Below are 20,771 nucleotides of genomic sequence, written 5' to 3'. Positions count from 1 at the left end.
TTTTTTATGACAGCACAACTTACACTACTCGATTCATTATCAACTCAATTTCCTCCCGCAGATCTTGCTTTATCCGAGCCTGATGGTTTGCTTGCAATTGGTGGCGACTTATCAACGCCACGATTAATAACCGCCTATCAAAATGGTATTTTCCCTTGGTTTAATCAAGGTGAACCAATTATGTGGTGGTGTCCAAGCAGCAGAGCGGTACTAAATATCGGTGACATCAACATCAGCCGCAGTTTGCGTAAACTAGCTCGCCAAGCTAAATACACCATTACCGTTAATAATGATTTTTGCGGTGTAATAAATAATTGTGTTAAGCAACGAGAACAATTTGAAGGTACGTGGATAACCGATGATATGAAGGCAGCCTATATCGCACTTCACAATCAGGGGTATGCGCATAGTATCGAAGTATATAATCAAGACAACATGTTAGTTGGCGGGCTGTATGGCATTATGGTTAACCACGTGTTTTGTGGTGAATCAATGTTTCATTTTGAAAGTAACTGTTCAAAACTCGCATTTTGGGCGCTACATAATCACTTGCGAAATCATAATATTACCTTGATTGATTGCCAAATTGAGAACCCACATTTATCGTCATTAGGTGCTACTTGCATTACACGTGAAGAATTTTTGGCTAAACTTACTGTAAAAGATGATCAACCAATTCACCCCACTGTGTGGAATAAGGCACAATTGACGGATATTTATGACTGAGCATATGCCGGTAAAATTGGGGATAAGCCAACAATTCCCATGCAGTTATATCGATAAAGAGCAAGAGCGCTTACTGGTGGTGCTAGACCACGATTTTTATACCCAGCAGCGTTTTGAACACCTTCTTGCGCTTGGCTTTCGTCGTTCTAGCGACCAAATTTATCGTCCACATTGTGCTAATTGTACCGCCTGTGAAGCTATCCGTCTTGATGTGTCACAGTTTTCACCAAGTAAATCACAAAAGCGCATCATTAATAAAAGTAAGCAGTTCGAACTTAAAGTAAGTAGTGTCAGCAAAGATATTTATTACACACTGTACGAAAAATACATCACGCTAAGACACCAAGACGGTGCTATGTTTCCACCATCTGTTGAACAATACGAAAGCTTTTTGACCTGTAGTTGGTTACCAATTAACTACCTTGAACTTTGGCACAACAACACCTTGATTGCAGTAGCGGTCACAGACACATTAAGTAATGCGCTTTCTGCTATTTACACTTTCTTCGACCCTGATTTTGAAGATTACAGTCTTGGCACCATGATGATTTTGAAACAAATCGAATTTGCTAATAGCATCAACAAGCAATATTTGTATTTGGGTTACCAAATCGATGAATGTCGCAAAATGAACTACAAAACTAAATTTAAACCTTACCAAAAGCTCAATAATAATGTTTGGCATCTGGAATTATAAAAAGATGACTGTAAATGCCAATCATAGCTTTACATATGCATGGGTTTTCGGCAAAATCTGCAGCTTTAAAGAATACAACTGAGGTTATACGCTCAATATGGCGAAAGAAGACGTAATTGAAATGCAAGGCACTGTCCTTGACACACTCCCTAACACTATGTTCCGCGTTGAATTAGAAAACGGTCACGTGGTTGTTGCACACATTTCTGGTAAAATGCGCAAAAACTATATTCGTATTTTAACAGGCGACAAGGTTACGGTTGAGTTAACGCCATATGACCTTTCGAAAGGTCGCATTGTATTCCGTGCTCGCTAATTTTTAAGTAGTATCGATGACCCATCCTAGCATGGGTTGACACTTTTAATATTAAAACGCTCGATGCACTTCATCGGGCGTTTTGTATTTTAAAGCCGTGTGTGGCCTTCTTTGATTATAGATATCAATGGATTGTTTCACCATTTTCGCAGCTTCTTCCAAGTTATTAGGCTTTGTCAGTAAATACTCGTTTTTCAGTATACCGTTTACGCGTTCCGCCAAGGCATTTTGGTAGCAGTCATATCCATCTGTCATTGAGCACGTTATGCCATATTCTTCGTGTATGCGTTGGTATTCATGTGAGCAATATTGAATACCTCTATCTGAATGATGGATAAGAGGTGAAGTGACTTTTCTATTTTTTAACGCTTGTTTAAACGCCTGTTTTACTGAACTCGTTTTTAAATTATCACTTAGGCTATAACCCACTATTTTTCTAGAGTAACCTGAGATCTGCATAAGTATTAAAGCCGAGTCACTTTTATACTCGGCTTTTTAGTCTGAAAGGTATAGGCAATTAATCCAGCCATTAAATTAACCATAAATGAGATGCAGCTGCGGTGCCTTGTATGGTCTATTTGAGCCATATTTTTCAGCTGGTCGAAAACCGTTTCAATGATGAAACGCTTTGATAACATCGCTCTATCCCAAGATGATATTGGCTGACGTTTCATATTACTTCGTTGACCTGTAATAAAATCAACGCCTTGCTCAGCAAGTTCCGCTTTTAAGTTTGCCGATACATAACCTTTATCAGCGTATAAACTACCTGTAACATTATCGACCATATCTGGTACAGGTTTCCTATCATCAACATTACCAGCGGTCACTTTTACAGCTAATAAACCACCTTCATCATTCATGATGAGGTGAAGTTTAAAGCCATAAAACCAGCCCATTGTTCCTTTGCCTCGTTTGGCTTCTCCCGCGAAAACTTGGTGGCGAGGAATACGCATGTTGTGACACACCTTGAGAGAAGTAGAATCGATAAATGCAATGCCTGTTGGTTTATCAAAGCGCTGCTTCAGATAGCTACACAGAGCAGGTAACGTGGCCTGAAGTAACTTCAACATACGTGTATAGCTGACTAAATCAGGAAAATAATGTCGCCAATACTGACAAACAAATTTGGTGTAGTAAGTTTTAAAGTCGCGATAACCTGATTGATGAAAGGCAATTAATATAGTCATCACTTCGCTAGAGGATAGTCGAGACGGCTTAATGCGTTGCTTTTCACCTGATTCTATTAGGTGTTTAAGCCATTGAGGTTCAAACAATAAACAAAAATCATCGACATCTACGTAAATTGCATCTAAGTTATTCATGCCCTTGCCTCGGTAATCTTATGTTTCTTGGTCGAAAGATCTGATCACCGCAAGGGCATTTAGTTCCACTTCTTATGTGCAGCTCAGGTTAGAGTAAGCATCTGTTACTAGACTTAGATAGGACTCGCATTCTTTCGTTGGCAGGTAAGTGATATCCGCCACCCATAATTGCTCTGGACGAGTTAATTCAATCCCATCTTTTATGATGTTTGGGTGTTTATAAAATCGATGCAGACTCTGTGTTGTTCGGTGATAGGCGCGCTTAGTTAGCACTAATAAGCGGTTTACTCTCAGTAAGGCAAACAAGTGGTCTCGGCCAATGTGTAGCTCTGACTGTTGCATTATGTACTGTAACTTTCTGGTACCAATGCGAGGATGAGTCATCCGCTGTGCCTTTACGAACGATAATACTCGTTGCTCAAACTGCTCTTTTATTACCGCCACTTTACAGCGTTTATAATAAGCTTGTCGTGTTATACCCAAGTACTTACACGCCTTGGTCACTGACAGTTTGGCTATGACTTTTGATTCAACAACCTGTCGCGTTGCTTTTTTGTGATACGTACCCCAAAGTCTTTATCAAGCACATCGACAATTTTCTCGAAGAACTCGGCTTTTAACTTGGTATCTTCTAACTCTTTCTCAAGGGCTTTAATCTTTTGCTCTGGTGTTAAATCTTTAGGCTCTGACATACCGGTAGCCTCACTCATGTGATTAGGTGTTCCCTTACTCCAATCTAGTCGACCATGCTTACGAAGCCAAACTAAAACTGTTGAAGCACCTTGGATACCATAGTGGTCTTGCGCTTGTTTGTATGTACACTCGCCTTTTTCTACTTTTTCCACAATTGATAATTTAAAGGCAAGTGAATAATCTTTTTGAGTTCTCTTAGATATAGGGTTCATAACATTCTCCAAATTTAAGTTGGAAAAGTGTCAACCGTATTTAGGACTGGTCACGAATATAAAAAAAGCCCGCTAAATGCGGGCTTTTTTATTGATGTTGTTTATGCTTCAACGCTTTCGTTTTCATAACTAAATGTAAGCTGCTTATCTTTAATGCTTACTTTTACGTTACCACCATCGCTGAGTTCACCAAATAGAATTTCATTGGCTAATGGCTTTTTCAACTTTTCTTGAATTAAGCGAGCCATTGGACGAGCGCCCATCGCTTTATCGTAGCCTTCTTTTGCAAGCCATTTACGTGCAGGCTCGGTTACTTCCAGTGACACTGATTTAGCATCCAGTTGCGATTCCAGCTCAACAATGAACTTATCAACCACTTGCAAGATCACTTTTTCATCTAAGTGATTAAACCAGATCGTGTTATCTAAGCGGTTTCTAAATTCAGGCGTAAACGTTTTATTAATCTCACTCATCGCATCGTGGCTATGATCTTGTTGCTTAAAGCCAATTGATTTACGAATTGTTTCTTGCACACCCGCATTGGTCGTCATCACTAGTACAACGTTTCTGAAATCTGCCTTGCGGCCGTTGTTATCCGTAAGCGTACCGTGATCCATTACTTGCAATAATACATTGTAAATATCTGGGTGCGCTTTTTCGATTTCATCGAGCAATACCACGCAATGAGGCTGTTTAATCACTGCATCGGTTAGCAAGCCACCTTGTTCATAACCCACATAACCAGGAGGCGCACCAATTAAGCGACTTACCGCATGTTTTTCCATATATTCAGACATATCGAAACGCACAAGTTCAACGCCTAAACATTTTGCAAGTTGCTTGGTGATCTCGGTTTTACCGACACCCGTTGGGCCTGCAAATAAGAACGAACCAATTGGTTTATCTTCGCTAGACAGACCTGAACGCGATAATCGTATTGCTGCGCTTAATGCATCAATGGCATCATCTTGACCGAATACCACCATTTTAAGATTGCGATCAAGTAATTGCAGAACTTGTTTATCTGAATTTGATACATTTTGCTCGGGAATACGCGCGATTTTGGCAATAATGTGCTCAATATCCGATACTGTTACCGTTTTCTTACGACGCGATGCTGGCAGCAAACGCTGACTTGCGCCTGCTTCATCAATCACATCTATCGCTTTGTCCGGTAAGTGGCGCTCATTGATATACTTAGCCGATAGCTCAGCAGCAGCTTTTAGTGCTGTTTGCGTATAGCGAATGCCATGGTGCTCTTCATAACGTTCTTTCAAGCCCATTAAAATCTTAGTAGTGTCGGCAACTGACGGCTCAACAATGTCAATTTTTTGGAAACGACGTACTAAAGCGCGGTCTTTTTCAAAAATATTTTTAAATTCGTTATAAGTGGTCGACCCCATACAACGAAGCTTACCGCTTGATAGCAATGGTTTGATTAGGTTTGATGCATCCATCACCCCACCAGACGCTGCGCCCGCGCCAATAATTGTGTGGATTTCATCGATAAACAAAATTGCGTTTTTGTGTTGCTGAAGTTGTTTTAGCAACGCCTTAAAACGTTTTTCAAAATCGCCGCGGTATTTTGTACCAGCAAGCAACGCGCCCATATCGAGTGAAAATACTGTCGCATCTGAAATAACTTCCGGCACTTGCTCGTTAACAATACGATAAGCAAGACCTTCTGCGATAGCGGTTTTACCAACGCCCGCTTCACCCACAAGCAATGGATTGTTCTTTTTACGACGGCATAACACCTGAATAGTGCGCTCAATTTCACTGTCGCGCCCGATCAGAGGATCGATTAAGCCAAGCTCTGCTTGCGTATTAAGGTTTGTGGTAAAGTTTTCTAGCTTAGATTTCTCATCTGCGCCCTGCTCGGCACTGTTTTCAATCTCTTGCTCTTCTTCACTTGGATGATGACTTTCTTCCTCGTCTAAACGCGAAATACCGTGTGAAATGTAATTAACGATATCGAGGCGAGTAATGTCGCATTTTTTAAGTAAGTAAACTGCTTGGCTTTCTTGTTCGCTAAAAATTGCAACAAGTACATTAGCACCGTTTACTTCACTTTTACCCGACGACTGCACATGGAATACAGCGCGTTGCAATACGCGTTGAAAACCAAGCGTTGGCTGTGTTTCGCGCTCTTCTTCTAAGTCGGGGATTAATGGTGTGGTTTCATCGATAAAATCTGACAACGCGATTTTAAGTGATTGTAAATCGGTGCCACAGCTCGACAACGCATCAATTGCAGATGGGTTGTCTAATAGCGCTAACAGTAAGTGCTCCACAGTCATAAATTCATGCCTGCGACTACGCGCTTCTCTGAATGCGGAGTTTAAGGTAATTTCTAAGTCTTTATTAAGCATAATAAACTCCTCTAAATACTTCTTTATTCGGGCTCAAAACTACATAACAGTGGATGTTCATTATCACGCGCGTATTGATTCACTTGCGCTACCTTGGTTTCAGCGACTTCCGCACTGTAAACGCCACAGACAGCTTTGCCGTCATAATGGACCTTTAACATAATTTCAGTCGCCCTGTCTGAATCCATATTAAAAAATCGTGCTAAAACCTCAACAACAAAGTCCATTGGCGTGTAATCGTCATTATTTAAAATGACTTTATACTTGCGCGGCGGCTTAATACTTTGTCGCTGTTTTTCCTTTTGGCTATCTACTAAATCTGAAAATTGTGTCCCACTCATAATTTAATATAGTCATCTCTTGTAAACTCAAGCAACTTTGAGTCTTAAAAATTAAAAAATTATTTAAATTGTTAAAAACAATTAAAAAAAACTTGACTGTTTGGTCAATTAAACTACAGTCAATATGTGATTATTTACTAAGCAATTTACGAACAAAAGCTTGTGTAATCCGCAGCACTGGTTCGTTTTAAGCTTGTTAAGTAATTTACCATGTAGAATAACATGATTTTAGTCAACTTATAGAAGGATGTTGAGGTATGGCTTGCGGAAAAGTCAAATGGTTCAATAACGCAAAAGGGTTTGGGTTTATCGTAGAAGAAGGCAGCACGGAGGATATCTTTGCGCATTTTTCAACCATTCAAATGGATGGATACAAAACACTTAAAGCCGGCCAAGATGTAACATTTGAGTTGCAACAAGGTCCGAAAGGCCTACACGCGACCAATATTGCGCCAACTGAAGGCGAAGTCTAAGTAGTACTGCTTACGACACATTATAATAATAAAGAAGCGGATCGCCCGCTTTTTTTATGCCTAAAATTTACCCTCCCATGTCAATTGAACATTTTGTGATTGCTAATTCTTTTTATTTAAACTAGCCCTGCTATACTATCGGCCAATTGTCAGCACTATAAATAACGCTAGACTAAGTCAATTACATTCAGTTTTTGTGATTTTGCAAAATCACGCCCCTTTCAATGTAAGTATTGAACGCCATAGTAATGGCATTTAAAAGTTAGGAATAATAATGACTAGTAAATCTAAGATAATTTATACAAAAACGGATGAAGCACCGGCACTTGCCACGTACTCGTTTTTACCAATCGTTAAAGCCTTCAGCGCTGTATCTGACGTAAACGTTGAAACACGTGACATCTCTCTTGCAGGTCGCGTAATCGCAAACTTCCCAGAGTACTTAACCGAAGAGCAACGTATCGGTGATGCACTAGCTGAATTAGGTGAACTAGCAAAAACACCTGACGCAAACATCATTAAACTACCAAACATCAGTGCATCTATTCCTCAGTTACAAGCAGTAATCAAAGAATTGCAAGCTCAAGGTTACGCACTTCCTGAATACCCAGAAGAACCTAAAAACGAAGAAGAAGCGAAAGTTAAAGCAACTTACGACAAAATTAAAGGCAGTGCTGTAAACCCAGTACTACGTGAAGGTAACTCTGACCGTCGCGCACCTGGTTCTGTTAAAAACTATGCGAAAAATAACCCGCATTCAATGGGCGCATGGGCAAGCGATTCTAAATCACACGTTGCATCAATGAAAGAAGGCGACTTCTTTGCATCTGAGCAATCAGTAACGGTTGATTCAGCTGATGATGTGCGTATTGAATTCGTAAGCGAAAATGGCGATGTTGAAGTATTAAAAGCATCAGTTCCATTACTTGCAGGCGAAATCATCGACAGCTCTGTAATGAATGTTGCAGCATTAAATACGTATTTAGAGCGTGAAATCAACGCAGCAAAAGACGAAGACGTATTACTTTCATTACATATGAAAGCAACGATGATGAAAGTATCTGATCCAATCATCTTCGGTCACGCGGTAAAAGTATTCTATAAAGACGTATTTGCAAAACACGCTGCAACGTTTGAAAAACTAGGTGTAGATGCTAACAACGGTATTGGTGATGTTTACGCTAAAATCGCACAGTTAGATGACGCAACACGCGCTGAAATTGAAGCTGATTTACAAGCTGTTTATGCAAACCGCCCTGCGCTTGCGATGGTGGATTCTGACCGTGGTATCACTAACTTACATGTGCCAAGCGACATCATCATCGATGCTTCAATGCCAGCATGTATTCGTTCATCAGGCCAAATGTGGGGCCCGGATGGCAAATTAAAAGACACCAAAGCACTTATTCCAGACCGTTGTTATGCAAGTGTTTACCAAGCAACGATTGACTTTTGTAAAGAAAACGGTGCATTTGATCCAACAACTATGGGTAGCGTACCAAACGTTGGCCTTATGGCGCAAAAAGCAGAAGAATACGGTTCACACGACAAGACATTTGAAATTAAAGCAAAAGGTCAGGTACGCGTAGTTAACCAAGCAGGTGTTGCTGTAATGTCTCACGACGTTGACGCAGGCGATATCTTCCGCATGTGTCAAGTTAAAGACTTACCAATTCAAGATTGGGTTAAGCTTGCAGTGAATCGTGCACGTGCAACTGGCACGCCAGCGGTATTCTGGTTAAACGAGAACCGTGCTCACGATGCGCAGTTAATTAAGAAAGTTAACCAATACCTACAAGACCACGATACTAACGGCCTTGATATTCGCATTCTTGCACCATTTGAAGCAACGCAATTCTCATTAGCACGCATCAAAGAAGGTCAAGATACTATTTCAGTAACCGGTAACGTACTACGTGACTACCTAACTGACTTATTCCCAATTCTTGAGCTTGGTACAAGTGCTAAAATGCTATCAATCGTTCCATTAATGAACGGTGGTGGTTTATTTGAAACAGGCGCAGGTGGTTCAGCACCTAAGCACGTTCAGCAGTTCGAAAAAGAAAACCACTTACGTTGGGATTCACTTGGTGAATTCTTAGCGCTAGCGGCTTCTTACGAGCACCTAGCAGTAAACGCAGGTAACACTAAAGCACAAGTATTAGCAGATACGCTAGACGCGGCAACAGCTAAATTCTTACTTGAGAACAAATCACCGTCTCGTAAGGTAAACGAATTAGATAACCGTGGTAGCCACTTCTATCTAACGATGTTCTGGGCACAAGAACTTGCTGCACAAGACAAAGACGCTGAACTTAAAGCGAAGTTTGCACCAATTGCAGAGCAATTAACGGCAAATGAAGCAGTTATCGTTAAAGAACTTAACGATGCGCAAGGCGTTGCAGTTGATATTAAAGGCTACTTCCAGCCTAGCGAAGAGCTTGCATACAAAGCAATGCGTCCAAGCGAAACATTCAATAACATTATTGCGCAAATCGCATAATCGTACTTTTTGAATGAGAAAAAGGGCAACATGTTGTTGCCCTTTTTTATTTGCTACAATACTTACCTTGCTTGTAATTAATCAAAGTCATGACCCGATTATCTAAACCTAAATCTGCACACATTACTAAAAAGCCGACACGACCAAATAAAGAGCGTGTCAGCACAACTAAAAAACACATCAGAACTCGCGATGTAAAGCCTCACCAAGGACCAACTCACATTGTGCTATTTAACAAGCCATTTGATGTACTGAGCCAATTTACCGATGAAGGTAATCGCAAAACACTGGCTGATTTTATCGACATTAAAGATGTGTATGCAGCAGGTCGTCTCGATAGAGACAGTGAGGGGCTATTGCTGCTTACCAACAACGGTAAACTGCAACATAAAATCGCGTCACCTAAACATAAATCACCTAAAACCTACTGGGTGCAAGTAGAGGGTGATGTAACACAAGATGCGATAAACGCCCTATCGCAAGGCGTTGTGCTGAAAGATGGTAAAACCCTCCCGGCAAACGTTAAGCGCATAAATGAGCCCAACGTTTGGCCACGTAACCCACCTATTCGTGAACGCAAAGCAATTCCTACTACCTGGCTATCAATCACTATCACCGAAGGTAAAAATCGCCAAGTGAGACGCATGACAGCACATGTTGGTTTTCCTACGTTACGCTTAATTCGTTACGCCATTGGTAAATACACGTTAGACGGTATTGAAAATGGCGAATATAGACTTATAACAGAGAATAAATAACCAGCTTACTCGCGCATTTTAGAACATGTTTTATTAAAACAGCTATGATATAATTCGCGCCTCAAATTTTCGGAGTAATTCAATACCATGAGTGATAACAGTAACATCAAAGTCATCGTTGGCATGTCTGGCGGTGTAGACTCTTCCGTTTCAGCTTATTTACTTAAGCAACAAGGCTATCAGGTAGAAGGCTTGTTTATGAAAAACTGGGAAGAAGATGATACTGATGAATACTGTGCAGCTGCAGAAGATTTAAAAGATGCACAAGCTGTATGCGAAAAACTGGGTATTGAGTTACACACGGTAAACTTTGCCGCAGAATATTGGGATAACGTGTTTGAGTATTTTCTTGCTGAATACAAAGCAGGCCGCACGCCTAACCCCGATATTATGTGTAACAAAGAAATTAAATTTAAAGCGTTTCTTGAATTTGCTGCTGAAGCGCTCGGTGCAGACTATATTGCTACCGGTCACTATGTTCGCCGCGCTGAAAAAGACGGTAAAGCGACCCTAGTACGTGGCCTTGATGACAATAAAGATCAAAGCTATTTCCTATACACGCTAGGTCACGAGCATGTTGCGCAAACCTTATTCCCAGTTGGCGAAATTGAAAAGCCTGAAGTTCGCCGTATCGCGGAAGAGCAAGGCTTAATTACTCACGACAAAAAAGACAGTACAGGCATTTGCTTTATTGGTGAGCGCAAATTTAAAGACTTTTTACAAAAATTCTTACCAGCTCAACCTGGCAAAATTGAAGATTGTGAAGGCAACGATGTTGGCGAGCATGAAGGCTTAATGTACCATACCTTAGGTCAACGCAAAGGTCTACTCATTGGTGGTATGAAGGAAGGTTCGGGTGAGCCTTGGTATGTTGTAGATAAAGATATTGCGCGTAACGTACTTGTTGTTGGTCAAGGTAAAGATCACCCTCGCCTATACTCAAATGGCCTAATGGCAGATCAGCTGCACTGGGTTGACCGTGTAGGTCCACAATCAACGCTACGTTGTACAGTAAAAACCCGTTATCGCCAAACCGATATTCCATGCACATTACTGGTTGGTGAAGACGGCGTTGCACGCGTATTATTTGATGAGCCGCAAAAAGCCGTTACCCCTGGTCAGTCTGCGGTATTTTACCTAAATGAAACATGTTTAGGTGGCGGTATTATTGACTCGGTGATCCGCTAATGGATAAAAATCAGGTTATGGCGCTTGCCGCCATGTGCCAAATTACCAAAGCGGTACAAAAAGTTGCGCAAACCGGTTCAATTACCGATTATGAAATGCAGCAACTACTTTCGGGTATTTTAGTCACTAATCCAGATGCGCCGTCAGATGTATTTCGTGATATGGATTTACGCCAAGGTTATCAATTAGTTGTTGAACAACTCGAATCGGGTCAAAATAAAAGCATCGAGCTTGTAAAGTACGTTGGCGGTTTAATTCAGTTAGAACGTGCTTTAAATGCAAACCCCAAAGCATTAAACGAGCTTGGCTCGCGCATTAATTCAATCGACGCACGATTGGCACATTTATCCATTTCAGATGACGCCATTATTGCAAGCCTTGCGGATATTTATGCCGACGTAATTAGTCCGCTTGGACAACGTATTCAAGTATTTGGTAAACCAGCATTGTTACAACAAAAATCGGTGCAGCATCGTATTCGCGCCCTGTTGTTAGCTGGTATACGCGCCGCAGTATTATGGCGCCAAGTTGGTGGTAAACGCCGCCACTTTTTCTTTGGCAAAGGTAAAATTGTCAAAATTGCAAAACAGTATTGTTAATCTCTAGTACAAATATTTAGGAGTGATTATGGAGCTTTCAGCGTTAACTGCTATTTCACCTGTTGATGGTCGTTACGGCAGCAAAACAACTGAGCTTAGAGAAATCTTTAGTGAGTATGGCCTAATTAAATACCGCGTTACTGTAGAAGTTCGCTGGTTACAAGCAATTGCTGCTGCCGAGGGTATCGATGAGGTACCATCACTAAGCGCTGAAGCAAATCAAATCTTAGATAACATCGTTGCAAACTTTAATGAAGAAGATGCAATGCGTGTTAAAGACATTGAGCGCACCACAAACCACGACGTGAAAGCGGTTGAATACCTACTAAAAGAAAAAGTAGCTGACAACGCTGAGCTTAATGCAATCAACGAATTTATTCACTTTGCATGTACCTCAGAAGACATCAATAACCTATCACACGGTTTAATGTTAAAAGAAGCACGTGAAAACGTTCTTTTACCTTACTGCGATAAGCTACTTGACGCTGTTCACGCACTTGCAAAAGAATACCAAACAATTCCGATGATGTGTCGCACACACGGTCAGCCAGCTTCACCTTCAACTATGGGTAAAGAAATGGCAAACGTGTACATGCGCTTAAAGCGTCAACGCGACCAAATCGCTAATGTAGAATTACTTGGTAAAATCAACGGTGCAGTTGGTAACTACAACGCACACATTAGCGCTTACCCTAACTACGACTGGCATGCACACGCTGAAAAGTTTGTAACTAGTCTTGGTCTTGAGTGGAATGCGTTTACCACACAAATCGAGCCACACGATTACATCGCAGAACTTTACGATGCGATTGCACGTTTCAATACGATCTTAATTGATTTTGACCGTGACGTTTGGGGCTACATTGCGCTTAATCACTTCAAGCAAAAAACAATTGCCGGTGAAATTGGTTCATCAACCATGCCACACAAAGTTAACCCAATTGATTTTGAAAACTCTGAAGGTAACTTAGGCATTGCGAACGCAATTTTTGCACACCTAGCGCAAAAATTACCAGTATCTCGCTGGCAGCGTGACCTTACGGATTCAACCGTATTACGTAACTTAGGTGTAGGCATGGGTTATGCGTTAATCGCTTACCAAGCAACACTTAAAGGTATTAGCAAATTAGAAGTTAACCAAGAGAAGCTACTTGCTGAACTTGACCAGAACTGGGAACTACTTGCTGAGCCAATCCAAACTGTAATGCGTAAATATGGCATTGAAAAGCCATATGAAAAACTTAAAGAGTTAACACGTGGTAAGCGCGTTAACAAAGAGATCATGGCTGATTTCATCGATAATCTTGATTTACCAGAAGCGGTAAAAGAAGAATTAAAACAACTTACACCTGCTAATTATATTGGCCGTGCAGTTGAATTTATCGACGACATCAAATAACCAGCAGTTTTAGCTTGAATAAAAAGCGAAAGGTATTTCTAATATCTTTCGCTTTTTTATTATAAATTTTTAGAGACGTCTATGTATCAACTCAGTTTCAATATCAAAACACCAGACGGTGTTAAAACCCTCTCTCAGCAAGAATTTATTAATGAGTATTGGCAAAAAAAACCGGCATTGATTAAGTCAGGGTTTGCTGACTTTGTTGATCCAATTAGTCCAGATGAACTTGCAGGCCTTGCGATGGAGGAATGCATTGAGTCGCGTCTTATTTCAAACCACAACAATGAATGGCAAGCACACCACGGCCCGTTTGAAGATTTCGAATTATTAACACCAAAAAACAGCACACTTCTTGTGCAAGCCGTTGACCACTGGCATCCTGAGGCTGCCGAGTTAATCGAACCGTTTCGCTTTATCCCAAACTGGCGAATCGATGATTTGATGATCAGCTTCTCAACGCCTGATGGTGGCGTTGGTCCTCACTTAGATCAATACGATGTATTTATTATTCAAGGCCAAGGTAAACGACATTGGCGCGTTGGCGAATCTAAGCAAACCTTCAATGAAGTGATTCCGTGTAAAGATCTGCTACAAATTGACGGTTTTGATGCCTGCATTGATGAAGTACTTGAACCAGGCGATATTTTATATATTCCACCTGGCTGCCCTCACGAAGGTTACGCTGTCGAAAATGCAATGAACTATTCGGTTGGCTTTAGAGCGCCAAATCAGCGCGAATTATTGTCGTCATTTTCAGATTACCTCATTGATAACGATTCGGGGAATACACGTTACAGCGACCCAAAGCTTCAATTACGTAATAACACCGGCGAGTTTTTAGCAAATGAAGTCGCAGATGTTAAACAACAAATGCTAGATGCACTTAATAACAATCAAGATTTTAATTTATGGTTGTTACAAAGTCTGAGCGAAGCTAAACACGATCTCGATTTAGCGCCGCTTGAAGATGAATACGAGCCAAGTTATGTACTTGAATTACTAAACCAAGACATTGAAATTCATCGTCTAGGTGGTCTTCGCTGTTTTTATTTATCAACAGAAAGCAATGTGTTATTTGCAGTAAACGGTGATGTACTTACCCTACCACTTTCGTGCCTTTCATGGGTGGAAACACTTTGCCAAAACGTAACTGTGACATCCGATCAGATTAAAAGTTCCACAACTTGTTCACACTTTATGCAAAACTTTACTAATCTTTTAAATGAGGGCTATTGGTATTTCGATTAGTAGAGGAAATGATGAGCTTCACATTTAAACAGGTCACATGGCGAGAAAAGCGTAACGAACTCAAACAAGTGAGGGAAAAAGTATTTGTTTATGAATACCATATCCCAAAAAACGTTGAATTTGATAAGTGCGATTTAAGTTGTCAGCATCTGCTTGGGTTTGATAATCACGGTAACAGCATAGCAACCGCAAGAATAACGCAACAAGGTGAAATTGGCCGCGTTGCTGTGCTGCAAGCTTACCGAACGCATGAGTTTTATAATCTAATGTTTGAGCAAATTGCGTTGTGTGCAAAAGAATTAGGTGCCGAAGAACTAAGTTTCAATTGTAATATTGTTGAGAAAGAAAAATTTAAGCGCTGCGGTTATGCCGAACAAGGCAATGTGTTTATGGAGGCTGGAATAGCGCGACAACGATTATCGTGTCCGTTATCGCGTTTTGATCCTAAACCCTTTACTTTGGTTCATTAGTCCAAAGTTTTTCATTGCTGTATAAGTCATACAGACCTTCAGCACGGTTCACAAGCAAGTTAGCAAAGTCGATTTGCGCTTTGTCACCTGCACTATTTTTTGCAAGCTGGTCTGCTTTTAATTGCCATTGAAACGAAAAATGGCGAAGTGCGTCACGGGCATTGGTTGCCGCAGTCACTTCTACGTGATCGGTCGGTAAATTGCCAGACACAACCCAGTACGTTTTGCCTTGCTGGCTTTTGATTTTCCAAATCGCACACATCGGCGCAATATAACGGCTTTCTTTATCTAGAATCGTCTTTGGAATAACGCCTTTTTCTGCTAAATGTTTATTAGCGCGATCAAGTGTAGAGCGGATCCATTGATTTTGAGCAGCTTGAATTTCTGCTTGAGTTGGTTGTGGTTTTTGTTCTTGGTTTTCCATAATACATCTTTAGAAAATTTCAATTTCATCACTGTACTGTGTCACCCTTTGCAAAGCAAGATGTAACGTTAAAAAGATGAATTTGGTTGTGTCAAAAATGTTAACTCTTGCTCACTCGATTTGCGGCCTAATATGGCGTTACGGTGTGGATAACGCCCAAACTGGTCGATTATTGCCTTATGTGCCACTTCAAACTCATAACTAGGGTGATCTTTATACAGCGTCATCGCCAATTCATGAATTGTCGCGCTTTCACTGTGCATAAATGGTAAGTACATAAACCCAACTTCAGTTTCATTAAGTTGCTTATCAAAGCCCTTATCAATTGCTGTTTGCGCCAAAGCTAACGCCAGCGGATCTTGGCGAAACGCCTGAGCTTGGCCTCTAAAAATATTCCTTGAAAACTGATCGAGCACTATTATCTCACACAGCGCACCAATCGCAGTGTGTCGCCAATGGTACAACTCACCTGCAATCGCTGCATCAAGAATAACCTTAAATTTTTTGTTGATTGTTTTATCTAGCTCGTCATTGACAGAAAACCAATCATTCGGTGTTAATTCCGTAAACCAAAAGTCATATATAGTTTGATAATTCATATCATCCCAGCCAACTAATAAATTGATTAATCACCAACGCATTTACAATATCAATAAAGAATGCGCCAACCAAAGGTATAACAATAAATGCTTTAGCTGAAGGCGAATAATGTTGCGTTACCGCCGTCATATTAGCAATTGCTGTTGGTGTTGCGCCTAAGGTCAACCCTGCATAACCAGAAGCCATTACTGCTGCATCGTAGTTCTTGCCTAAACTCGGAAATACCACATAGGTGCTATAGAGTATTGTCGCCAACACTTGAAAAACAAGTAATACAACAAATGGCATTGCTAAACTCGTCAACGTCCAAATCTTGATACTCATTAACGACATCGCTAAAAATAGCCCTAAGCAGACATCGGAAATAAATGACAACGATGCACTATTAGTGGGCCAAAGTTTAACTGACATTAAACGTGGTACCGTGTTACTAATAATAATGCCAGCAAACAGGCAGCAAACAAAAAATGGTAATTCAAAATCAAAATAAACTAATGCAGCTTCAATACGATTACCTAATCCAATTGCCAGTAGAATAACAAAGATACTGTTCAGAAACTGGTCTATGTTAACACTTGCAAATTTAGCATTGTCATGGGAAACCCCTACTTTCAGTGGCTTAGCAGAATAGACCGTTTGTTTTAATTGGTGTTTTTCTATTATGAACTTCGCGATAGGACCACCAAGCACGCCACCAAAAATTAAGCCAAATGTCGCGCACGCCAAAGCGAGTTCCAACGCCCCTTCAATCTGATACTGCTCACTAAAAAATGGCGACCAGGCGATTGCCGTACCATGCCCACCACTTAGTGAAATCGAGCCACCTAGCAATCCGGTCACTGGTGGCATGCCAAACGAGGTAAATACACCAATCCCAACAAGGTTTTGTAAAATTAAAAAGCCAACTGCCAGTAGTAATAGCATCATTAAGCTTTTACCGCCTTTTATTAGGCTATCTAACTGTGCATTTAAGCCAATCGTGGTAAAGAAAATAATGAGTAGCACATCGCGCTGTTGAAGTGAGAAAGTAATTTCAGTATTGAAAACATAAAACGAAAAAGCCGCTAAACTTGAGGCAACAATGCCGCCGGTAACGGCTTCTGGAATATTAAAGCTTTGTAACGGCTTATAACGACGGTTTAACCATTTACCTAAAAAGTAAACCAGTATTGCCGCCATTAAAGTAAGCCGTTCGTCTATCAGCATCTAATGTCCTAGTATTTTTGCAGGGTCCGTTTTGCTGGCTTTAACTGCTGGATAAATGCATGCAAGTATCGCCATTGTAAAAGTAATCACCGTAGTGATCAGTAAATCGTTTACGTTAAGCTGACTTGGTAGATAGTCTATAAAGTAAACACCAGACAATACATTTTTGCCGAGCAATTCACTTATTAATAAATATATATCGCTTACTGTCAGCGATAAAATAATGCCTAGAATCAGGCCAATACCTAAGCCGATTGCTGCTTGATGAATACCTTGCAGTAAAAAGCAGCGTACAATTGTACCATCGGTTGCACCCATGGTTTTTAAAATCGCAATACTCGCGCTCTTTTCTTTCACTTCCATAATTAAGGTAGAAACAATATTAAAGCTAGCAACAGCGACAATTAAAAACACCGTGATGTAAACAATTAAGCGCACCATTTGTATATCTTGATACAAATTTCCCTGACTACGGTACCAGGTTTCGATATACACCAATTCATCTAATTTTTGACCTATCGCAAGGGCACTGTTTCGCACATTAAATACATCACGTATCTTAACTTGCAGCCCATCAAACTGGGTATTACTCACGTTTTTTAGCTGTTGCGCTTGGCTTAATGCAATTTGGCCAAAATTCATATCAAGTTGACCACCTAAATTAATGGTGCCAACTAAGCTTAAATTAATTCGCTTAATACTCGCGAGCGATTGAGTTCCGGGCTCTGGCAGTAACACAGATACCGTATCGCCAATTTCCAGCTGTAACTTATTTGCCAGCGCCTTACCGAGAATAACCTCACCTTTTGCAAGATTAACGCTGCTCTTAGGTGAAATATACTTAGCGCTGTCTGACACGGCCGCGTCTAACTCTGGTTCAACGCCTTTTAATAGCACGCCATGCATTTTACCTTTGTGCGACACCATCGCATTTAGCTTAATATAAGGGGCAACTGCAACTGCTTCTGGGTGACTGAGTAATTTTTCTTGGTGAGAGGCAAAGTTATCCAGCGGTTTTGCTGGCGCATAATACTCAATATGTGGAATCACGCTTAATAAACGCTCTTTTAGTGCAACTTCAAAGCCGTTAATCACCGATAGCGCCAAAATAAGCACCGCCACACCAAGTGAAATACCAATTGTTGATGACCTACTAAAAAAGCCACTCACCGAGGTATCGCCTTTGCCGCGTCGAAAACCTTTAACTAAATAAACACTTAAACTCATTGGCTAACCAATTTTCCCTGTTTAATAAACATGGTTTTATCAAGCTTTGCCGCTAACTCTAAATCATGGGTCACCACAATAAACGCAGTATTGTGGGTGGTTTTTAACTGGTTAATCAGTTCGTATATGTTCTCGCCATTGTCTTTATCAAGGTTACCTGTCGGTTCATCAGCAAGCACTAATGCAGGTTTCGTGATAAGCGCACGGGCGATGGCAACACGCTGACGTTCACCACCCGAAAGTTGGTCCGGCTTATGAGTAATTCGATGGCTTAAACCCACGTTTTCGAGCATTTCACTTGCTTGAATTTTGGCGTCTTGTTTTGCCATTCCCCCAATCAATAGCGGCAGCATCACATTTTCAAGCGCGCTAAACTCCATCAGTAAATGGTGAAATTGATATATAAAGCCAATGTGCTTATTACGAAAATCGGCTTGCTGCTTGCGATTAAGCGTCGTTGTATCGACACCTTTTATTTCGATTTTACCAGTATTAGGCTTATCTAATGTGCCAAGCAAATGTAATAGTGTACTTTTACCTGAACCTGAGCTGCCAACAATGGCAAGTGTTGTACCCGCTTCTAGGGTTAAATTTAAATCATCTAAAATATCAACTTTAACATCGCCATCTTGGTAAGACTTAGCGAGGTGTTCACATTTTACTACAAGGTGATTATTCATATCGTAAAACCTGTGCTGGTGCTAATTTCGCAGCGCGTCGTGCGGGATAAAAGGTAGCTAAATAGCTCATCGCAATACTTAACGTAAAGATCACACCTACTTGTAACCAAGATACATCCACCGGTAACTGCATACCCGCAATAATTTGAATGCCAATCAGTGCTAATATTTCATTAATGTTTAGCGCAACAGCCAAACCAAGTAATACCCCAAGTACACTGCCAACTAAGCCATTGTATAAACCTTGTACCATAAATACCTGTAACACACCGTTGGGTGTTAAACCTAAGGTTTGTAAAATCGCAATTTCAGACTGTTTTTCAGATACCATCATGGTCAGTGCTGAGAGAATATTAAATACCGCAACTAAAATAATCAGGCCAAGCAAGAGGCTCATTATGCGCTTTTCCATTGCCACTGCTGAAAAGAGCGAGCCTTGTGTATCTTTCCAATCTGCTACTTTTAGCGTTTTAAGCTCTGGCATGTCATTGATTAGGTCATCTAATTTAAATGGATCGGTTAAATACAGTGCAAATTCATTAAAACTCGATGGTTTTATACGATTAAGCCTTAGTAGGTTTGGTGTACTCGTTAAAATTACCTGACTATGAAATGCGCTGTTATCAATCATTACAGCAACGGTAAATAAACGTTGCGATGGCATACGTCCAACTGGAGTGAACGTTGTAACACTCGGCAGCATTAAGCGAATTTTATCGCCGACAGAAACATTGAGCTCTGTTGCTAAGCGCCGCGTAATCGCCACTGAATACTTAGTGTTTGCTAATTGTTTTACGGTTTCACTATTAAGCATGGCGGTCAAAGGCGTGTCTTGGCTGTCATCTATACCGTATATTTTTGCCGCTAATAATTTGGTATTCGACACAACTAACCCTTCACTGGTTTTAAAACGAGATATTGAAGTGACATCTGGATGTGTTGCCAAGGTTTGATACAACGCATGGTTTTGCTTATCGGGTAAGGCAACAGATAAATGCGGCGTAATTTGCAGCATAGATTGCTTAAGCCGGTTCTCAAACCCGTTCATTACGCTGGTCACACAAATTAGCGCAATAATACCGAGCGTTATACCCGCGATAGAGAAAAATGAAATAAAGGAGATAAAGCCGTTGCCCTTGGCTAATTTCGCATAGCGCATGCCAATAAACAAACTAACTGGCTGAAACATAGATTACTGATTGTTTAATAAGTGTAGTTTTTTGGAAGTTTAACACTTATTAATAAGAAGTGTATTATTTTCTAGGCAATCTCAGAATAACAGATCTGATCAGTGAAATTTTTGCCATAATT

General features: G+C 40.6%; 21 protein-coding genes and 2 pseudogenes. 11 read left to right on the top strand and 12 right to left on the bottom strand.

What is annotated here, in order from left to right:
* Positions 1-6 precede the first annotated feature (6 nt).
* From aat to infA, 3 genes are all read left to right on the top strand, one after another.
* Positions 7-726, top strand: coding sequence for a leucyl/phenylalanyl-tRNA--protein transferase (gene aat, locus ACXAFE_RS06700; RefSeq protein ID WP_475150359.1), 720 nt, complete (start codon positions 7-9; stop codon positions 724-726).
* On the top strand, positions 719-1,423 hold the full coding sequence (locus ACXAFE_RS06695; RefSeq protein ID WP_010560182.1) for an arginyltransferase: 705 nt from the start codon (positions 719-721) through the stop codon (positions 1,421-1,423). Before aat ends, ACXAFE_RS06695 begins: the two co-directional genes overlap by 8 nt.
* A 97-nt stretch (positions 1,424-1,520) precedes the next feature.
* Positions 1,521-1,739: a translation initiation factor IF-1 gene (gene infA / locus ACXAFE_RS06690; RefSeq protein WP_010560183.1), complete on the top strand. Its 219-nt coding sequence runs from the start codon at positions 1,521-1,523 to the stop codon at positions 1,737-1,739.
* A 51-nt stretch (positions 1,740-1,790) separates the two neighbouring features.
* Here the strand turns inward: infA and ACXAFE_RS06685 are convergent.
* The 6 genes and pseudogenes from ACXAFE_RS06685 to clpS form a co-directional block, all read right to left on the bottom strand.
* Positions 1,791-2,183: pseudogene (locus ACXAFE_RS06685) on the bottom strand (transposase); the annotation flags it as partial.
* Positions 2,184-2,203: 20 nt separating this feature from the next.
* Positions 2,204-3,064, bottom strand: coding sequence for an IS982 family transposase (locus ACXAFE_RS06680; RefSeq protein WP_475150357.1), 861 nt, complete (start codon positions 3,062-3,064; stop codon positions 2,204-2,206).
* A gap of 72 nt (positions 3,065-3,136) precedes the next feature.
* Positions 3,137-3,448: a hypothetical protein gene (locus tag ACXAFE_RS06675; RefSeq protein WP_475150354.1), complete on the bottom strand. Its 312-nt coding sequence runs from the start codon at positions 3,446-3,448 to the stop codon at positions 3,137-3,139.
* 242 nt (positions 3,449-3,690) lie between these two features.
* Positions 3,691-3,969: pseudogene (locus ACXAFE_RS06670) on the bottom strand (IS3 family transposase); the annotation flags it as partial.
* A 101-nt stretch (positions 3,970-4,070) separates the two neighbouring features.
* Entirely contained in the window at positions 4,071-6,341 is a 2,271-nt protein-coding gene (gene clpA, locus ACXAFE_RS06665; RefSeq protein ID WP_054979922.1) for an ATP-dependent Clp protease ATP-binding subunit ClpA, read from the bottom strand.
* Positions 6,342-6,364: 23 nt separating this feature from the next.
* Complete coding sequence (gene clpS / locus ACXAFE_RS06660; RefSeq protein WP_010560185.1) at positions 6,365-6,682, bottom strand: ATP-dependent Clp protease adapter ClpS; 318 nt, start codon at positions 6,680-6,682, stop codon at positions 6,365-6,367.
* A 257-nt stretch (positions 6,683-6,939) separates the two neighbouring features.
* Here clpS and cspD point away from each other — a divergent pair, with 257 nt between their 5' ends.
* From cspD to ACXAFE_RS06620, 8 genes are all read left to right on the top strand, one after another.
* Positions 6,940-7,155 (top strand): cold shock domain-containing protein CspD, encoded by a 216-nt coding sequence (gene cspD, locus ACXAFE_RS06655; protein ID WP_010560186.1) that lies wholly within the window; start codon positions 6,940-6,942, stop codon positions 7,153-7,155.
* A 274-nt stretch (positions 7,156-7,429) separates the two neighbouring features.
* Complete coding sequence (locus ACXAFE_RS06650) at positions 7,430-9,658, top strand: NADP-dependent isocitrate dehydrogenase (RefSeq protein ID WP_475150350.1); 2,229 nt, start codon at positions 7,430-7,432, stop codon at positions 9,656-9,658.
* Positions 9,659-9,747: 89 nt separating this feature from the next.
* On the top strand, positions 9,748-10,416 hold the full coding sequence (locus ACXAFE_RS06645) for an rRNA large subunit pseudouridine synthase E (protein ID WP_475150348.1): 669 nt from the start codon (positions 9,748-9,750) through the stop codon (positions 10,414-10,416).
* 87 nt (positions 10,417-10,503) lie between these two features.
* Positions 10,504-11,604, top strand: a complete 1,101-nt coding sequence (gene mnmA, locus ACXAFE_RS06640) for a tRNA 2-thiouridine(34) synthase MnmA (RefSeq protein WP_475150343.1) — start codon at positions 10,504-10,506, stop codon at positions 11,602-11,604.
* Entirely contained in the window at positions 11,604-12,203 is a 600-nt protein-coding gene (gene hflD / locus ACXAFE_RS06635; RefSeq protein ID WP_100913301.1) for a high frequency lysogenization protein HflD, read from the top strand. The genes mnmA and hflD overlap by 1 nt, the downstream gene beginning before the upstream one ends.
* 28 nt (positions 12,204-12,231) lie before the next feature.
* Positions 12,232-13,602: an adenylosuccinate lyase gene (purB, locus tag ACXAFE_RS06630; protein WP_475150341.1), complete on the top strand. Its 1,371-nt coding sequence runs from the start codon at positions 12,232-12,234 to the stop codon at positions 13,600-13,602.
* A gap of 81 nt (positions 13,603-13,683) precedes the next feature.
* On the top strand, positions 13,684-14,853 hold the full coding sequence (locus tag ACXAFE_RS06625; RefSeq protein WP_475150337.1) for a JmjC domain-containing protein: 1,170 nt from the start codon (positions 13,684-13,686) through the stop codon (positions 14,851-14,853).
* Positions 14,854-14,861: 8 nt separating this feature from the next.
* A complete protein-coding gene (locus tag ACXAFE_RS06620) occupies positions 14,862-15,323 on the top strand; it encodes a GNAT family N-acetyltransferase (protein WP_475150334.1) in 462 nt (153 codons plus the stop codon).
* Here the strand turns inward: ACXAFE_RS06620 and ACXAFE_RS06615 are convergent.
* The 6 genes from ACXAFE_RS06615 to ACXAFE_RS06590 all read right to left on the bottom strand — a co-directional run bounded on the left by ACXAFE_RS06615 (position 15,307) and on the right by ACXAFE_RS06590 (position 20,649).
* Positions 15,307-15,747 (bottom strand): DUF4826 family protein, encoded by a 441-nt coding sequence (locus ACXAFE_RS06615; RefSeq protein WP_010560194.1) that lies wholly within the window; start codon positions 15,745-15,747, stop codon positions 15,307-15,309. The genes ACXAFE_RS06620 and ACXAFE_RS06615 overlap by 17 nt on opposite strands.
* A gap of 68 nt (positions 15,748-15,815) precedes the next feature.
* Complete coding sequence (locus tag ACXAFE_RS06610; RefSeq protein ID WP_475150332.1) at positions 15,816-16,346, bottom strand: DUF924 family protein; 531 nt, start codon at positions 16,344-16,346, stop codon at positions 15,816-15,818.
* Between the two features lies 1 nt (position 16,347).
* A complete protein-coding gene (gene gltS / locus ACXAFE_RS06605) occupies positions 16,348-17,553 on the bottom strand; it encodes a sodium/glutamate symporter (protein ID WP_475150329.1) in 1,206 nt (401 codons plus the stop codon).
* Positions 17,554-18,780, bottom strand: coding sequence for an FtsX-like permease family protein (locus ACXAFE_RS06600; protein ID WP_475150326.1), 1,227 nt, complete (start codon positions 18,778-18,780; stop codon positions 17,554-17,556).
* A complete protein-coding gene (lolD, locus tag ACXAFE_RS06595; RefSeq protein ID WP_475150324.1) occupies positions 18,777-19,460 on the bottom strand; it encodes a lipoprotein-releasing ABC transporter ATP-binding protein LolD in 684 nt (227 codons plus the stop codon). The genes ACXAFE_RS06600 and lolD overlap by 4 nt, the downstream gene beginning before the upstream one ends.
* Positions 19,453-20,649 (bottom strand): lipoprotein-releasing ABC transporter permease subunit, encoded by a 1,197-nt coding sequence (locus ACXAFE_RS06590; protein ID WP_475150321.1) that lies wholly within the window; start codon positions 20,647-20,649, stop codon positions 19,453-19,455. Before ACXAFE_RS06590 ends, lolD begins: the two co-directional genes overlap by 8 nt.
* Between the last annotated feature and the right edge of the window lie 122 nt (positions 20,650-20,771).

This window comes from Pseudoalteromonas sp. ABV4_021, assembly GCF_056159365.1.
The sequence above is the reverse complement of the archived record's forward strand: the minus strand, read 5'-3'. Positions and strand labels throughout refer to the sequence as shown.

Excerpts from the sequence above, each read along its gene's own strand:
- aat (WP_475150359.1), top strand. The coding sequence starts at position 7 with ATGACAGCACAACTTACACTACTCGATTCATTATCAACTCAATTTCCT.
- ACXAFE_RS06695 (WP_010560182.1), top strand. The coding sequence starts at position 719 with ATGACTGAGCATATGCCGGTAAAATTGGGGATAAGCCAACAATTCCCA.
- infA (WP_010560183.1), top strand. The coding sequence starts at position 1,521 with ATGGCGAAAGAAGACGTAATTGAAATGCAAGGCACTGTCCTTGACACA.
- ACXAFE_RS06680 (WP_475150357.1), bottom strand. The coding sequence starts at position 3,064 with ATGAATAACTTAGATGCAATTTACGTAGATGTCGATGATTTTTGTTTA.
- ACXAFE_RS06675 (WP_475150354.1), bottom strand. The coding sequence starts at position 3,448 with ATGACTCATCCTCGCATTGGTACCAGAAAGTTACAGTACATAATGCAA.
- clpA (WP_054979922.1), bottom strand. The coding sequence starts at position 6,341 with ATGCTTAATAAAGACTTAGAAATTACCTTAAACTCCGCATTCAGAGAA.
- clpS (WP_010560185.1), bottom strand. The coding sequence starts at position 6,682 with ATGAGTGGGACACAATTTTCAGATTTAGTAGATAGCCAAAAGGAAAAA.
- cspD (WP_010560186.1), top strand. The coding sequence starts at position 6,940 with ATGGCTTGCGGAAAAGTCAAATGGTTCAATAACGCAAAAGGGTTTGGG.
- ACXAFE_RS06650 (WP_475150350.1), top strand. The coding sequence starts at position 7,430 with ATGACTAGTAAATCTAAGATAATTTATACAAAAACGGATGAAGCACCG.
- ACXAFE_RS06645 (WP_475150348.1), top strand. The coding sequence starts at position 9,748 with ATGACCCGATTATCTAAACCTAAATCTGCACACATTACTAAAAAGCCG.
- mnmA (WP_475150343.1), top strand. The coding sequence starts at position 10,504 with ATGAGTGATAACAGTAACATCAAAGTCATCGTTGGCATGTCTGGCGGT.
- hflD (WP_100913301.1), top strand. The coding sequence starts at position 11,604 with ATGGATAAAAATCAGGTTATGGCGCTTGCCGCCATGTGCCAAATTACC.
- purB (WP_475150341.1), top strand. The coding sequence starts at position 12,232 with ATGGAGCTTTCAGCGTTAACTGCTATTTCACCTGTTGATGGTCGTTAC.
- ACXAFE_RS06625 (WP_475150337.1), top strand. The coding sequence starts at position 13,684 with ATGTATCAACTCAGTTTCAATATCAAAACACCAGACGGTGTTAAAACC.
- ACXAFE_RS06620 (WP_475150334.1), top strand. The coding sequence starts at position 14,862 with ATGATGAGCTTCACATTTAAACAGGTCACATGGCGAGAAAAGCGTAAC.
- ACXAFE_RS06615 (WP_010560194.1), bottom strand. The coding sequence starts at position 15,747 with ATGGAAAACCAAGAACAAAAACCACAACCAACTCAAGCAGAAATTCAA.
- ACXAFE_RS06610 (WP_475150332.1), bottom strand. The coding sequence starts at position 16,346 with ATGAATTATCAAACTATATATGACTTTTGGTTTACGGAATTAACACCG.
- gltS (WP_475150329.1), bottom strand. The coding sequence starts at position 17,553 with ATGCTGATAGACGAACGGCTTACTTTAATGGCGGCAATACTGGTTTAC.
- ACXAFE_RS06600 (WP_475150326.1), bottom strand. The coding sequence starts at position 18,780 with ATGAGTTTAAGTGTTTATTTAGTTAAAGGTTTTCGACGCGGCAAAGGC.
- lolD (WP_475150324.1), bottom strand. The coding sequence starts at position 19,460 with ATGAATAATCACCTTGTAGTAAAATGTGAACACCTCGCTAAGTCTTAC.
- ACXAFE_RS06590 (WP_475150321.1), bottom strand. The coding sequence starts at position 20,649 with ATGTTTCAGCCAGTTAGTTTGTTTATTGGCATGCGCTATGCGAAATTA.